This is a genomic window from Kluyvera sp. 1366, assembly GCF_054823405.1.
This window is the reverse complement of record NZ_JBTRDW010000031.1, coordinates 1-1,500: the sequence shown is the minus strand read 5'-3', so window position 1 is coordinate 1,500 and position 1,500 is coordinate 1. Positions and strand designations below refer to the sequence as shown.

The window sequence follows — 1,500 nt, the reverse complement described above, 5'->3', positions numbered from 1 at the left end:
GCCCGTCGCAGCCTGCCGGGGCTCGATATTCAGCCCGTGCACCTGAGCGAGCTTCGCCGGCTGCAGACCGGACGCGGCGGCAGCGCCGCTGCGGGCACGTGGTCGCCGGAGCAGAAAAAGGTGGTGGACTTTATGCGCCGCGCTGGCGAGTCGCACGCCTCAGACATTCACATCCTTATCGGCGCCGAGAATATTACGGCGGTGGTGTTCCGCATCCACGGCGACCTCGAACTGCAGGCCGAGCTGGACGTGGAGGAGGGCATGAGCCTTGCTTCCACTATCGTGATGTCGATGTGCGACGTGGCGCCGCAGGCCTTCAGCGAAACTGATGAACAGGACGGGCGCCTGCGCAACGAATTTGTGAAGGCGCTCGGACTGTACGCCGCGCGTTACTCGGCCGTGCCCACCGAGTCGGGCCTCTACGTGGTGCTGCGCGTGATACTGGACGAAAGTGAGGACATCCCCTCGCTCGACGTGCTGGGCTACCTTCCCGAGCAGCAGAAGCTGATACGCCGCATGCTGCAGCGACCGGAGGGCATCATCATCACCGCCGGCCCCACCGGTTCGGGCAAAAGCAAAACCATGCGAACCTTCTGCCACATGTACGTGGATCTGACGCGGGGTAAACGCCGTCTCGTTACGGTGGAAGACCCGGTGGAGGGCAAGGTGAAGGGAGCGGTGCAGACCACTATCATCGCCGACCGCAACGATTCTGAATCGGTCACGCGTGCCTGGCAGCGTCGTCTTTCGGCATTTAAGCGGCTTGACCCCGACGCGGAGGTCGTGGGTGAAATCCGTGACGGCTGGTCCGCCCGCGCCTGCATCAGCGAAGGTAAAAGCGGCAGCCTGGTGATGTCCACGCTTCACGCGAACGACGCACCGGGCATTATCGACCGCCTTACCGATACCCTCGACATACCGGCCGGCATGGTCATGGATCCGCAGGTGGTGATTGGTCTCATCGCGCAGCGCCTGGTGCAGACGCTCTGCCCGGCCTGTAAACAAGGCTGGTCAGACGTCAGGGAAACGCTCAGCGAAGACGACCGCGAGCTGGTTGAAACATACTGCAATACCGCGACCGTCGCATTTCGCAACCATGCGGGCTGCAGCGCGAAGGGCTGCTGGCACGGCATCACCGGACGTAAGGTCATTGCCGAGGTCATCCGTCCTGACGCCCGCTTTATGCAGCTTTATCGCGAGCTCGGCAAGCTCGCGGCCCGCAGCTACTGGGTGCATCACATGGGCGGCATCACCCGCGGCATGCACCTGATGCACTATATAGCAGCAGGCGAGGTTGACCCCATTGATGCGGATAAGCTCAGTCCGCTCGATGAAGACACCCTGAACCTGCTCCCGCCGGAGGCGCTGGTCCTCTCAGGCAGCGGAGGCGGCCATGGCTGACTTTATTCGCCTGCTGCGTGGCCGCCTCAAGGGCTCGCTTGCCAGAGGCAGCGCGCGCTCGGAAGGGCTGGGGCGCTGGCTTGGACAGAAAACCTTCAG

Annotated in this window: 1 protein-coding gene; it reads left to right on the top strand. The window is 63.3% G+C overall.

Annotation, left to right across the window (positions count from 1 at the left end; translation table 11 throughout):
* Nucleotides 1-1,401, top strand: a 1,401-nt coding sequence (locus tag ACVLVH_RS24150) for a GspE/PulE family protein (RefSeq protein WP_498950472.1), incomplete at its 5' end; no start/stop codon positions are given.
* Nucleotides 1,402-1,500: the final 99 nt, after the last annotated feature.